This window comes from Staphylococcus sp. MSU001 (assembly GCF_052976705.1).
On sequence record NZ_JBRIKK010000021.1, the window covers coordinates 26,404 to 39,432 of the forward strand.

Consider the following 13,029-nt stretch of genomic DNA (forward strand, 5'->3'; position numbering starts at 1 on the left):
CAAACTTTTCACTGAGCAAAACCAACAAATATTGGCAATATCTATTGACTATTGAGCAAAAGACATAGATAATACGTAACGAATATTAACATAGAGAAGAGGCATATATTATGTTTTTATGTACTCGGCAAATCGATATACATGCACGATTCGGTATTCAAAGAATTGCATTCTTAAGTTTAGTTGCGACAATATTTACATTTTTAGTTAGTTATGAAGTGATGTATTATTTTTTAGATACACCACTTTCAGATAGACATTTTTTTGTACTCATAGTGTTTATATTGCTCATGTACCCTATTCATAAAATAGTACATCTTTTATTCTTTTTGCCCTATTATAAATCTTTTAAAATCCATAAATTATCTAGTAAGAAATGGGTACCATATTTTAATACTTATGTTAATACGCCTGTCCACAAAATTTATTTTTGTATTAATCTCATTCTACCCATCTTTTTCTTATCTGGTATCTTTATAATGCTAAGTATATATTTACCTCAATATGGACATTATTTTATGTTTTTATTATCACTTAACATAGGCTGTTCAATGATGGATATTTTATATTTAAAGATACTTTTATTTTCAAATGATGGACATTATGTCGAAGAACATCAATCGGGTCTTCATATTTTAAACAAGGTAGACAATCCTTATACACAACACTGATTTTTAAAATCATTTACAAAGATTAGATGCAACATTCTTTATATTTATAAATAAAATATGCATAATTAAATCGCTATCAATTATGTAGCTATACCCCCTTTCCTTGTCATACTATAGTCTGAGGAAAGGGGTTTCTAATTGGTTGATGATTAATAATATGTTATATTTACGATGATTAATACATAAAGGAGCTATCAACTTATGAAATTAATGAATAAAATTATTGTACCCGTAACTGCAAGTGCACTTTTGTTAGGTGCCTGCGGTTCAAATGCAACTGAATCGAAGGATAACACACTTATTTCTTCTAAAGCTGGTGATGTTAAAGTTGCTGACGTAATGAAAAAAATGGGCAAAGAACAAATTGCAAACACATCTTTTAGCATTGTATTAAACAAAATTTTAGCAGATAAATATAAAGATAAAGTAGATACAAAAGATATTGATAAAGATATTAAAAAAGAAGAGAAACAATACGGTGGTAAGGATCAATTTGAAAGCATGCTTAAACAACAAGGTATGTCACTTGATGATTATAAAGAGCAGAAGAAATTATCAGCTTATCAGAAACAATTGTTACTAGATAAAGTTAATGTATCAGATAAAGAGATCAAAGAAAACTCTAAAAAAGCATCACACATTTTAATTAAAGTTAAATCTAAATCTAGCGATAAAGAAGGTTTATCAGATAAAAAAGCGAAAGAAAAAGCTGAAAAAATTCAAAAAGAAGTAGAAAAGAATCCAAATAAGTTTGGAGAAATAGCGAAAAAAGAATCAATGGATAGTTCTTCAGCTAAGAAGGATGGTTCATTAGGTTATGTGATTAAAGGTCAAATGGTAGATAGCTTCGAAAAAGCACTATTTAAATTAAAAGAAGGAGAAGTTTCTAAAGTCGTAAAAACAGACTATGGCTATCACATTATAAAAGCAGATAAAGAAACTGATTTTAATAGTGAAAAATCAAATATCAAACAAAAATTAATCGAAGAAAAAGTACAGAAGAAACCTAAATTATTAACTGATGCATACAAAGAATTATTAAAAGAGTATAAAGTGGACTACAAAGATAGAGATATTAAAAAAGCAATTGAGGATTCTATTCTTGATCCAGATAAATTAAAACAACAACAGCAACAACAATCACAAGGTGCTTCTGGATTAACTAATTCAGGTTCGTAATTTCTTTCTAACATGATTGTCGTAAGTTGAAATATTCATCACTCATGTTATAATATAGTTAACAAAGATATCTATCATATATGCACTAACCCCCTTACTATGCCAGTAGTAAGGGGGTTTTAGTGTGGCTAAATTTAAAAATGTCGCCTATCGATGTTTGTCATTACGTTGACGTAGCCAATGCGTAAACAACGCAACTATACAACCACTAATAACAGTGGTGATGATGTGTACAAAGATATCTAAAATCATATATGCACCTCCTTCCCTACGTCATATGACGCCTGAGAAGTAAAGTTAGGCGACTAATTTATTATAACACGTTGATTAACAAACATTAAAAAAGTACAAAGACTCTAAGAATAGATACTTCTTTAAAATTATCTATTCATTAAAAGTAACTTTGTACTATTGAACTTGAATTTAATCAAGTGTTGTTGGATTATAAAATTGTCTATTTTCTAAACCAAAAATTCTTTCTGTAAATTGACCTTTTTCTGTTTTTTTGAAAGCTTTATCAAACATGTTCATTTTAGCATCAATATTATCTATAAAATAAAGTATTTCAGCTTCCTTTAAATGAGGCAATTTAGGCGATCCGAACTCCATTTTACCATGATGCGCTAAAATCATATGTCTAAGTAACATAACCTCTTCTCCATCAATACCTAACTCTTTGGCTGTTTCAGCAACTTCATCACTTGCTATAGAGATATGACCAAGTAAATTTCCTTCAACAGTATAGGTCGTCGCCACTGGACCACTCAATTCTCTTACTTTACCTAAATCATGCAAAATAATAGCACTGTATAATAGACTTCTATTCAACAGAGGATAAATATCACATATAGATTTTGCTATACGCAACATTGTTAAAACATGATAACTTAATCCACTCGCAAAATTATGATGATGCGAACTTGCTGCTGGATAAGTGAAAAAACGATCTTGATACTTTTTAATTAAATGTCTAGTAATGCGTTGTAAGTTTGCATTTTCAATATCTAACATAAAATGCGATAATTCCTCTTGTATTTCTGAGGGCGACATTGGCGCACCGTCAACAAAGTCTTTAGTTGACACTTTATCTTCAGCTTGTGCAAGACGTATTTGATGTATTTTCATCTGTTTGCGTCCACGATAATTGATGATATCACCTTTGACATGAACTATTGTTTCTGGCTTTAAAGTTTGCATATCATCTTTCGTAGCAGTCCATAATTTAGCTTCAATATCACCACTTTTATCTTGCAGAAATAGTGTCATGTAATCTTTACCCTGAGCTGTAACACCTTGAGTTGCACGATGGATCAAGAAAAAATGATCCACTGAGTCGCCGGGATTTAATTTTTCTACATTTCTCATTTTTTCCCGCCTTCCTGTAATTTATTTAAAGTTAATACTTCTTTAGCCGGTATGACATGATCTTTTGTACAAGTAAAATAAAGTATTTGATAATGTTCTGATAGTTCTCTCAAATATTTCAACATACGTTCTTTACGATATTTATCAAAATGAACAAATGCATCATCTACAATCACTGGGAATGGATAGTACGGTTTTAATACTTTAATAAGACTAATACGTAAAGCCACATATAATAATTCTTTTGTAGATTGACTCAACTCAACTGGCTCAAATACTTGTCCGTTAGAATGCTTTACATGTATTTTATGATCTTCAGTATAATGAATCATATTGTAAGTACCATTTGTTAAATTTTTAAAAATAGATACAGCTTCATTAATCACTTGTGGTAGACGCTTATCCTTTATTTGCTTGATATGTTCTTCCACTAAAGCTTGCATATAACTTAAGCTTGCCCAATCCTTAGCAATATCGTTAAGTCTATTTTTTAAGCTATAATATTCATGTCTTAATTGTGCTAAAGTCTTATCTGTTTCCATATGATTAATCTGAGCATTTAAATCACTAACTTCTGCTTGCATTTCTAAAAATTGATCATTGTAATCGTCAACTTGTTTAGCCAATCTATGATCTTCTTCTTCTAGTTGAGCAGTAGTTTTCTCACTTAATTGCGAACTCATTTCATAAGTATAATTTTGATTTTCTAAATATTGATTTAAATCATTAAATCGATTTAAATCATTTTGATATGTTTCAAAATGATGATGATGTGTATAATAATCTTCTTCATTATCTACATCAACATAATCAAATAATTCCTTAATCATTTGATTCGTTTCACTTAAGCGTGACTTCAATTGCTTTAATTCATTATTGAGTAATTGCATTTCATTTTGATTTTTATTCCAAGCCTCATTTTGTTCCTCTGCATTTTTTAACCACTGTTTCACATCATGGAAGAAAGACATCTGATTAAATTGTTTTAAATGTGGTTCAGTTACAGATTGTGCACGTTCATAAAAGTGATTGATATCTTTTAGTAGATTCTTGCGTTGTTGATTTAAATCAATAATGTATTTATCATGCGCTTTAATTTGACTAATGGTTGAGACACTCTCAACCACTAATTCATCAGAAAGTTTTTCTGATAAATGTAACTCTTTTTTGATTTCAATGATGCTATTTTTTAGACTATCAAGTCGCTCATTTGCAGTCGTTAATGATTGATTGATATATTGATGTTTTTCTTCAAGTATTTTTTTATTTTTCTTGGCATGGCGCCATTGTTCACGAACTCGTTGTTGATGTTCTAAATCGAAGTCAAGATTATATTCTTTTTCAAGTTGTGTGAGTTGGTTTTCTAAATCATTAATTTCTTGACTTATTGCTGTGCTATAATCTACTGCTTTAGATTTAGAAAAGATGATACCTACTACAAAAATCACAGTTAATAGAGCAAATATTATTCCAAAAATAAGATTTGCAGTGAAAAAAGAAAATATAGAAAGTGCTGCTGCTAGAATAGTCAAAACAATAAATCCTATTCTTAAAAACTTTTGTCTTTTATTTTTTTGTGTTTGTTCTTCTTCAAAAGTTTCTTTTAACTTTTCATATAAGTTCTCTTTTTCATGTAATTCTAAAACTTGTTGTGTATATTCCTTTTTCTTTTCAAAGGTTTCGTCAGGAACAAGCTCATTCTCAACTTGATTAATCTCATTAGAATTAGAGTTTCTTTCAATTTTATTTTCTTCAAGTCCACGTTCTAACTGGTTGATATAAGCAATTTGTTCTTGCTTGCCTAACACTAAATCACTCATATGACTTTTCATCGCTTCAGTACTATCTGTGTCGTAAAACACTTCTTGCCAACCGATATTAGATTGAAGAGCTTCTAGTTCACGTTGCTTATCAGCAATATCTTTCTCAATTGAACGTAACTCAAATTCTTTTTGTTTAATTTCAGTCTCTTGTTGATAAAGGCTATTAAATGAATCAATATACTTTTGGTCTACTGGTTTGATAGACTCCGCCTCTTTATTTAATAAGCTTAATCTTTCTTCTCGCAAACTTTTATCTCGTTCAAGTGATTGTTTGTGAGATTTGGCAGTTTCGTATCTATCTATCCCTTTTTCAGGAAAATTTATAGGCTCTATATTAAGTGATTGTTCCAACCTTTTCCATTCTTGTGTTTGATCATGTAGAGCAACCTCTTTTTGTTTTCGCTCATGCATTTTTGATAATTGATTTAAATTTTGCTTCAAATTTTCTAGTCTTCTTGATGATTTATCTTTATCGTCTACAAGCCGATGATATGTATCAAGTTTACTTTCTTCATTTCGAATTTGATTTTCTAATTGTTTAAGTTGCTCAATTTGTTGATTAATAATTGGATTTTTTCCAGATTTTTTATATAATTCTTCTTTCTTTTGTCCAATTCTATCTCTCATACTTGTAAATTCAGTTGACCCAAGTGCACCTGCTTCTAATAAGTAATCTTGTAGCTGTTCTTCATCTAGATTTTTATGAATATCTTGAAGACCTAAAACGTCAAAAGAGAATATACCTTGATATGTTTTCTTTGAAATGTAATTAAGTTTTTTATTTAGCCAAACTTCATCTCGAATAGTACCATCTTTAAGATAAATTTTGACATCTCCATGTGCACTTCCCTTGATTCTCTCAACTTCTGCTTCAATGCCATCATCGAAAATGAGGGATAATTTCCCGCCATATTGATTACCTAATCTTGGTTCTAAACGTGGTTCTTTGGACTTTTTAGTAGGAAATCCGAACAAAATAGAGTGAATAAATGCTTGAATGGTAGATTTACCAGCTTCATTCTCACCAAATATCTCAGTGAATTGACGATTAAATTCAATTTTACGTTGAACAAATTGTCCGTATCCGTATATTTCTAATGATTTAATTATCATTTTGTTCACCTCTCATTTCATCCTTTAAAAGGCTTTCTGCATGATTGACTAACTCAACTTTATCAAATTCATTGTAGTCATCTAAAAACTTAGAAGCCCTTGGATTTAGATATAAATCAGTCATTGCCGAATCAAAAAGTGACGCATCATCAAGTAATTCCGGTGAAAACTCTTTAACTATTGGCATTTCATCATTTTGAACATATTGAAGATTTAAATCTTCAATAAAAACAAATTGGTTTTCGTTTTCTTCGAACTCAGTAATCATTTCTTTTAGTTGAATTAAATCTTGTGGTGCAATTATGTCTTCACTATTAATGCGTACGTTCAATCTATAAAATGATTTACCTTCAGGTCTTACTTTATCTTTAAAAGATTGAATAACATCATAAAGTCCTTGTTTAGATGTATGATCAGTTTCAATTGTAGCTTCTTCAAATTTAATAAATTGAGTAGGATAAAATTGTGAAGTGAGTTTAAGGTGATCACCTTCCGCCAATAGACAACCTTTTTCTCCTAATTCATTGAAATGTCTTCCTTGGATATTACCTGGATAGTTAATGACTGGCATATCACTTAACTGTTCACGTTGGTGTATATGTCCTAATGCCCAGTAGTGGTATAAACGTTGATTTAAGTCTTCTAATCTAAATTCAGTATAACGGTCTTTCACCGAAGATTTACTATAAGTTCCATGTAATACACCAATATGAATGCCCTTTTGACCTTGACTCGATGGGTATGCGTCTATTTTATTTTCATAACTCGCATCATTTTGATAGCTGAATCCATGAATATAAATCGTTTCTCCTGATTTAGTAATAGCTTGATATGTCTCCACTTGATTTGAAAATACGGATACGTTATTAGGCCACTGACTTGTTATTTTAGAAGTAAGAGGATCGTGGTTGCCATGGCAAATATAAACAAATATTTGTTCTTTTCTTAGTCTTTCAAATTGTTCATTTAAAAAGACTTCAGCACGCAATGTACGATTCTCACTATCAAATAAATCACCTGCTATAATAATAAAATCGACTTCCTGTTTTAAAGCTAAGTCGACTATGTTTTTAAAACTTTCATATGCACTCTTTTGGACATCTTCAAAAATATTTGGACTGAGATAACTTTTAGATTTGAAAGGACTGTCCAAATGCAAATCAGCACAGTGTATAAATTTAACCATAAGTTTGATTCTCCTTAGAATATCTGCAAAGTTAATTAAAAAAATGTACAAGATTATTTATGCATTAATGTGATGCATAAAGTATATAAACTAAAATTTTACAGTATGAATGATGAGAAATATTTTTTCCTTATATTCTTTCATTTTACCATATCTGTTTGTTGACAGTCGATGAAGAATGCATTGATTTAAAAATAATAAGACATAAATAAGAAAGCCTGGAACAATTATTATGTCCCAGGCTCAATCAAAGTAGATATTGATTAACTAATTAGTCAGCGTAAATTTCATCTAAAGGTTTTACGATGATTTGATTAATTTCTTGGAATACTTGGCTCATTTTTTGCTCAGCATTCATTAATTCAGAAATATTTTCGTCTTTTTCTATAGCTTGAGCTTGTTCTTGAGCTTTTTGTAAATCTTCTTCAGGAATTTCTTCCCCTTGCATTTGTTTTTGTTGGAAGCTCATTTGAGTTTCACGGAATTCATCAAATAATTTTTTTGATTCTTCATTTTCTTTTACTTTAGCAAATGCATCTTTGATAGCTTTATATTCATCACTATCTCTTAAAGCTTGTTCTAATTGATTTGCATAATCATATAAATTTACTGCCATAAGTCTTTGCACTCCTTTGAGTTAATTTGTGTTTTTAACCACTCGTAGAATACTTTAACATATCTGTCACCATTAGACAAAGATTGCAATTACTCCTTGGAAAAATCCAATGATACCTCCTAATATAAATCCTAATGTCATGATTAATTTTAATTCTTTGTTGGCAATTTCAATAATTAGATTTTCAATATACTTTAAGTCGAATGTATTAATCTGTTCTTCAATTAATTGACGTAAATTAATCTTTTTCATAATGTTTGTTAAATGTTTTGACGTACCTTTAATAATTAAATCAGTCATACGTTTTGATGTATCATCTTCTAGGAATTGAATAAACTGCGGAACAATTTGGTTAATAGGTCTCTGTGTTTTATCTTTTAGATTTAGATAAGTTTTTAATTCATTAAGTACTAATTGACTATAATTTTTAAATTGTTGTGCTTTAATGATTTCATCTAAGTTCTTATCTTTAAATGTTTCATACTCATCATTTAATACTTTAGTAATTATTATTTGAGATTGCGGATGTTGAGTTAGTCTAATCAACTCTTGTTGAATTCTATCAGCAATGCTTTCTTTTGTCATAAACATCTGTAGTAAACCAATGATGCGTCCCTTTTCATTGAAAAATGTGTCTAACATTTCATAAATATCACGTTCACCTTTTTCAGAACTTAAATAATTTCTAGCCCTTTCACATAAGAAGTCAGTAATATATTCTATTTGACCTTTACATTGGTCTAAGAAAGACTGAGGTAATATTTCACTTAACTTTCTGTATTTATTTTTCTCATACCAAAAGTTTAGTTTACTTAAAACTTTAGTAGTCAATTTATAATCTACCAACTCATTAACATCTATTCCTAAAAATTTAGCTATATTTTTAATTGTCACATCATCATTTTTTAATTTACTTATTTGTTTTTGGATTAGTTGCTGTATCATATTTCTCGATTGTTGTTGATTTAGCTTCTGTCGAATTAATTCTTCAGTAATAAGATGTTCCTCAATAACTTGTCCAATTTTTCTAGCGATTTCCTCACGACGTTTTGGAATCAAACCTGGTGTGAATGGAATACGAAACCTAAAAATATAATACGGTTTGAATGGATGAAATAACATTTTAATTGCAATCATATTAGTTACTCCACCAATTATTGCTCCTAAAATTATCATAAAAACTACTAATAATATGGAATGCATCGTTTAAACTCCCTTTTAATAGAAAATGTTTCAAAACTATTTCATTTTACTCACTTATAAAAAAACGATGAAACCAAAAAGTTGTCTCATCGTCTAACACTTATGCTCCTGAATTTTTTATGATATTAAGATCAAAGTGATTCAATCATAAAATGATTCTTCTATCACTTATGTATTTATGTCTATACGTGTATTAATTCTTCTTTAGCATTTCTATTGAAGTAAGTTTCAGCTTCTCTCATTTTTGAAGTGCCAAAGATCGGTTGTTTTTCATTATTAAGAACACGATAAATGTTACTTACTTTATTACTTTGTAAAATGAAACCATTACGTGTATCAATAGTATTCCAGTAAATATCACTTGTTGTTGAGTGATTTGGATAAGCACAATGGTTTCTAGAAATTGTTTGTACGATTTCAAGCGGGTCACAACCGAATGTACTATTTAATACATCTGAATCTCTGAATAAAGCACAAATTGATACGCATGTAGTCCAGTTTGGTAGAACTCTTTCTTTTTCAATTTGAACCAATGTTTTCTTGGAAAGTCCAATGGTTTGTGCCATTGTATCTTGAGTATAGCCTGCTTCTATACGGACCATCTTAAATTTTGTTTGAATTAAATCTGTGAAACTCTGTCTATCCATTCTATTTATCTACCTTTCTCATTGGAAATATTTTATCCGGACACAAGAAATTGCAATAATACACATTTCTTGAAACACAAATTACATCTTAATATATTTTCAATAAAAATAAAAGAGTAAATACGTTTTTGAGTCTATTTTTATAATAGGCATAATTATCAAAATAATTAGACAGTAATATTAATCTACAAGCAGAATTATAATTGCTGTAAGTGTTATTGGCTAAAAACTCAACTTAACACAATTACATTCATAAAAATTAAAATAATTTTTAAATCAATTTATTTTCCATTGCATAAATAGCGGCTTGAGTTCTATCGGAGACTTCTAGTTTGCTAAAAATATGACTCACATGTGTTTTTACTGTCTTTTCTGATACAAACAATGCTGTTGCAATTTCTTTATTTGTTTTACCTTTAACCATTTCTTTAAGTACTTCTTTTTCACGTTTAGATAACTTATTCGTATAATGTGGTTTTTTTGATACGGCCTTAATCACGCTTTTAGCTTGAGGATGTATGATACGTTCACCTTGCAAAACTTTATGAATTGTCTCAATTAACTTTTGAGGTTCAACATCTTTCATTTCATACCCATCAGCTCCTTTATCAATAGCTGAAATAACATGTTCATCATCTACATAGCTCGTAAGTACTAATACTTTGATTTCAGGATATTGTTGTTTGAGTATTTCAGTAATTTCTATACCATTCATCTCTGGCATTACTAAGTCTAGAAGCACGATGTCCGGTCTTTCATTGTTTTTTAAATAAGATAAAAATGTTGCACCATCTTTAAAACCCTTTAAAACTGATAAATCATCTACAGTTGATAATAAAAATTCTAAACCTTGCCTTACAATATAGTGATCATCGACGAGAATGACTTTATGCATAAGGATGCTCCTTTAATTTCAATGGAATTTTAATATAAATCCGAGTGCCATGATTTATTTTTGATTCTATAGTAACTTTACCGTTCAAATACTGTGTACGTTGCTTTATGTTTTTTAAACCATTAAATAAAAACGTATTAATTGATTGCGTGTCAAAACCTTGACCGTTATCTCTAATATCTATCTCAAGATATTCAACATTTTGTGATAAATCAAGATAAACTTTGTTGGTTTTAGCGTGCTTAATAACATTATTCATTGCTTCCTGAATAATTCTGTATACATTTTCTTCGATATCATTAGATAAATCTATTAGTCCATTAATAGTCACTTTCAAATCTAGTCCTAACATTTTACTATAATAGTGTAATGCATGGATTAAGCCTTGTTCTAATCCAACTGGTTTTAGTTGCCAAATCAGTGCTCTCATTTCATTTACTGCATTTTGACTTGTTTCCTCAATAGTCTTAAAAGCCTTTTGCGCTTGCTCGTCAGTAGTTATCCCTTTTGCAGCGTGAGCCGTTAATTTTAAAGAAAATAACATTTGATTTACTGAATCATGTAAGTCTCTAGCTAGTCGATTACGTTCATTAATTTTGGCATTTTCTTTTTCTTTATTAGTTAGCTGAATTCTCTTTATAGCTGAACCAATTTGAAATGCTACAGATTCTAATAGTTCTAAGTCTTCTTCACTATAATGTTCTTTGTTGGGAGATGCTACGTTAAGCAAACCGAATCTTTCACTCCCAGACTGCAATGGAACAGTAGCATGGTGAGTAATATGATTCGTTTCTTTATCATAAGCATGATTAGCTAAATTGATTCTAGAACAATTTATTATATTAGAAGCTTTAGTTAATTTATGATTTTGATATGCTTGCACACACCAGCAAGAACCATTTGTCAAATAGTAACAAGAGTTTTTAGATAAAGCTTCAGGTAAATCTACAGAGGAAACTAAATCATGGTGCCCCTCTTCATCAATATAGAAAATCCAACCAGTTGAAAAGTCGCTCCCATTTATAAGTAAACGCAAAGCCCCTTGCATCATGCTATATATTTCAGTTTCTTCATTTAGAAATTCGGCTATTTCCTTAAGTAATGCAAGTCTAGTTGGTTTCTCCATTATATCCCCTCAAATTTAACATTTTATCATTATTATACAACTCATTCTTTATTTTTAAAAACTCACAATGCCGATGTTATTAAAACTTTCAAAATAAAACAAGTTATAGAGTCGCACAAATATATGATATGATAGAACTGAATTTATAGGAGGAAAAAATGAAATTTACAATACCTAAACAATTTAACGATTATACATTGAGAGAGATTTTTCAATATTTAAAATTACCTAAAAAGGACTTACATCAACTGAATATGTCTAAAGAAATCTTAATTAATGAAGAGTACGGTACATTATTAAATAATGTTAAAACCGGTGATTATGTTGAGATACCAACACCTAATGAAGTAAGTAACTATTTACCAAGTTATCGATATGCTCAAATTTATTACGAGGATGATGACTTGGCCATTGTCATGAAACCAAAGGGTGTTAAAACGCATCCCAATGATTTAAAAGAGAGCAACACACTTATGAACCATGTGATTTACACTGTTGATAGTGAATATGTTGAGCCCATACATCGATTAGATCAAGAAACAGTAGGTTTATTGATAGTTGCTAAGAATCCGCTTATGAAAAAAATCTTAGACCGAATGTTAGAATATAATGAAATTACGCGTATATATAAAGCAAATGTAAAAGCGTTGTTACCTATTAAACCACAAACGATAGATATGCCTATTGGTAAAGATAAATTTCATTCAAACAAACGAAGAATTTCCAACACAGGTCAACGTGCAATCACTCACATTATTGACTCTAAAATGATTAAAGAGGGTGTATGTCAACTGGACATTAAATTAGATACAGGTCGAACACACCAAATTCGTGTGCACCTTGCTGAGATTGGCCATCCAGTTATTGGGGATCCACTTTATGGAACTTCAACATTACGACAATTAGAGCTAAATAGTCATCAAATTGAATTTACTCATCCACTGACTCAAGAAATTATTTCTGTAAGTCTAGATGATAAATAGCAATATTTCGATGTTATCATGAGCATTAAGTTAAATATCGAATTAAAAACTATATTATTTTGACTATTAATTAATGAAATTGAACAGAATGTTTTATTCAAAAAGTCAACATAACACCTAATTTCATCTTTATCACTGACTAACTACTAATATAGAGGCTGGGACATAAAGTTCTAGGATAAGTAAATAAAGACAATTTCTATTGAAATAATATAGAAATTA

12 protein-coding genes are annotated in these 13,029 nt (G+C 29.7%); 3 read left to right on the forward strand and 9 right to left on the reverse strand.

The genetic code is table 11. The features are described from left to right. The first annotated feature begins 110 nt into the window (after positions 1–110). Together ACVBFA_RS10000 and prsA are read left to right on the forward strand one after the other, a co-directional pair. A complete protein-coding gene (locus ACVBFA_RS10000; RefSeq protein WP_002475873.1) occupies positions 111–671 on the forward strand; it encodes a DUF3267 domain-containing protein in 561 nt (186 codons plus the stop codon). 201 nt (positions 672–872) lie between these two features. After that, positions 873–1,850, forward strand: a complete 978-nt coding sequence (gene prsA / locus ACVBFA_RS10005) for a peptidylprolyl isomerase PrsA (RefSeq protein ID WP_002475875.1) — start codon at positions 873–875, stop codon at positions 1,848–1,850. A gap of 147 nt (positions 1,851–1,997) precedes the next feature. On the opposite strand, the gene ACVBFA_RS10010 is transcribed toward prsA, so the two are convergent. The 9 genes from ACVBFA_RS10010 to ACVBFA_RS10050 form a co-directional block, all read right to left on the reverse strand. Further along, the gene (locus ACVBFA_RS10010) at positions 1,998–2,102 is read right to left on the reverse strand and encodes a type I toxin-antitoxin system Fst family toxin (protein ID WP_002440288.1); all 105 of its coding nucleotides are present in this window, start codon (positions 2,100–2,102) and stop codon (positions 1,998–2,000) included. 171 nt (positions 2,103–2,273) lie between these two features. Next, positions 2,274–3,215: a 3'-5' exoribonuclease YhaM gene (gene yhaM / locus ACVBFA_RS10015; protein WP_002446755.1), complete on the reverse strand. Its 942-nt coding sequence runs from the start codon at positions 3,213–3,215 to the stop codon at positions 2,274–2,276. Continuing rightward, on the reverse strand, positions 3,212–6,151 hold the full coding sequence (locus ACVBFA_RS10020) for an ATP-binding protein (RefSeq protein ID WP_126122496.1): 2,940 nt from the start codon (positions 6,149–6,151) through the stop codon (positions 3,212–3,214). Before ACVBFA_RS10020 ends, yhaM begins: the two co-directional genes overlap by 4 nt. Then, entirely contained in the window at positions 6,141–7,337 is a 1,197-nt protein-coding gene (locus ACVBFA_RS10025; RefSeq protein WP_126122495.1) for a metallophosphoesterase family protein, read from the reverse strand. Before ACVBFA_RS10025 ends, ACVBFA_RS10020 begins: the two co-directional genes overlap by 11 nt. Before the next feature lie 271 nt (positions 7,338–7,608). Beyond that, the gene (locus tag ACVBFA_RS10030; RefSeq protein WP_001829805.1) at positions 7,609–7,953 is read right to left on the reverse strand and encodes a YlbF/YmcA family competence regulator; all 345 of its coding nucleotides are present in this window, start codon (positions 7,951–7,953) and stop codon (positions 7,609–7,611) included. Between the two features lie 72 nt (positions 7,954–8,025). After that, on the reverse strand, positions 8,026–9,156 hold the full coding sequence (locus tag ACVBFA_RS10035; RefSeq protein WP_002457880.1) for a DUF445 domain-containing protein: 1,131 nt from the start codon (positions 9,154–9,156) through the stop codon (positions 8,026–8,028). 182 nt (positions 9,157–9,338) lie between these two features. Beyond that, the gene (gene xdrA, locus ACVBFA_RS10040; protein WP_001829807.1) at positions 9,339–9,803 is read right to left on the reverse strand and encodes an XRE family transcriptional regulator XdrA; all 465 of its coding nucleotides are present in this window, start codon (positions 9,801–9,803) and stop codon (positions 9,339–9,341) included. 271 nt (positions 9,804–10,074) lie between these two features. Continuing rightward, a complete protein-coding gene (locus ACVBFA_RS10045) occupies positions 10,075–10,698 on the reverse strand; it encodes a response regulator (protein ID WP_126122493.1) in 624 nt (207 codons plus the stop codon). Beyond that, positions 10,691–11,824: a GAF domain-containing sensor histidine kinase gene (locus ACVBFA_RS10050; protein WP_002475949.1), complete on the reverse strand. Its 1,134-nt coding sequence runs from the start codon at positions 11,822–11,824 to the stop codon at positions 10,691–10,693. Before ACVBFA_RS10050 ends, ACVBFA_RS10045 begins: the two co-directional genes overlap by 8 nt. A 158-nt stretch (positions 11,825–11,982) precedes the next feature. Here ACVBFA_RS10050 and ACVBFA_RS10055 point away from each other — a divergent pair, with 158 nt between their 5' ends. Then, positions 11,983–12,807, forward strand: coding sequence for an RluA family pseudouridine synthase (locus tag ACVBFA_RS10055; RefSeq protein WP_002457882.1), 825 nt, complete (start codon positions 11,983–11,985; stop codon positions 12,805–12,807). Positions 12,808–13,029: the final 222 nt, after the last annotated feature.

Excerpts from the sequence above, each read along its gene's own strand:
- ACVBFA_RS10000 (WP_002475873.1), top strand. The coding sequence starts at position 111 with ATGTTTTTATGTACTCGGCAAATCGATATACATGCACGATTCGGTATT.
- prsA (WP_002475875.1), top strand. The coding sequence starts at position 873 with ATGAAATTAATGAATAAAATTATTGTACCCGTAACTGCAAGTGCACTT.
- ACVBFA_RS10010 (WP_002440288.1), bottom strand. The coding sequence starts at position 2,102 with ATGATTTTAGATATCTTTGTACACATCATCACCACTGTTATTAGTGGT.
- yhaM (WP_002446755.1), bottom strand. The coding sequence starts at position 3,215 with ATGAGAAATGTAGAAAAATTAAATCCCGGCGACTCAGTGGATCATTTT.
- ACVBFA_RS10020 (WP_126122496.1), bottom strand. The coding sequence starts at position 6,151 with ATGATAATTAAATCATTAGAAATATACGGATACGGACAATTTGTTCAA.
- ACVBFA_RS10025 (WP_126122495.1), bottom strand. The coding sequence starts at position 7,337 with ATGGTTAAATTTATACACTGTGCTGATTTGCATTTGGACAGTCCTTTC.
- ACVBFA_RS10030 (WP_001829805.1), bottom strand. The coding sequence starts at position 7,953 with ATGGCAGTAAATTTATATGATTATGCAAATCAATTAGAACAAGCTTTA.
- ACVBFA_RS10035 (WP_002457880.1), bottom strand. The coding sequence starts at position 9,156 with ATGCATTCCATATTATTAGTAGTTTTTATGATAATTTTAGGAGCAATA.
- xdrA (WP_001829807.1), bottom strand. The coding sequence starts at position 9,803 with ATGGATAGACAGAGTTTCACAGATTTAATTCAAACAAAATTTAAGATG.
- ACVBFA_RS10045 (WP_126122493.1), bottom strand. The coding sequence starts at position 10,698 with ATGCATAAAGTCATTCTCGTCGATGATCACTATATTGTAAGGCAAGGT.
- ACVBFA_RS10050 (WP_002475949.1), bottom strand. The coding sequence starts at position 11,824 with ATGGAGAAACCAACTAGACTTGCATTACTTAAGGAAATAGCCGAATTT.
- ACVBFA_RS10055 (WP_002457882.1), top strand. The coding sequence starts at position 11,983 with ATGAAATTTACAATACCTAAACAATTTAACGATTATACATTGAGAGAG.